At 51.0% G+C, this 243-nt stretch carries 1 protein-coding gene; it reads right to left on the reverse strand.

What is annotated here, in order from left to right:
* Positions 1 to 243 (reverse strand): hypothetical protein (locus P6709_RS20240; protein WP_278242674.1); only part of this gene is annotated, 243 nt, incomplete at both ends.

Here is a 243-nt window from a genome sequence, read left to right on the forward strand (position 1 = left end):
GAAAATACTTAAGAATTTTCTTTCTAAAGAAACGTACTGAGGATGGGTCGTGGCGCCGTCCCTGCGGAAAGCGTCCGCCTGAAGCGCAGCCGAACCGGTCAAAGAGCTTGAGACACTTTTGGTTGGCACTAGGGGCTGCTACCGGCTTTTGAGCTGCTTCTATCAGCGCTTTCTCCCTGTAATAGGAGAAGTACCGAACGTTACGGGTGTATACATTGCAAATGGCTTGAGTGCTTCCGGCCT

The organism is Jeotgalibacillus sp. ET6 (assembly GCF_029667115.1).
In the GTDB taxonomy this organism is placed as follows: domain Bacteria; phylum Bacillota; class Bacilli; order Bacillales; family Jeotgalibacillaceae; genus Jeotgalibacillus.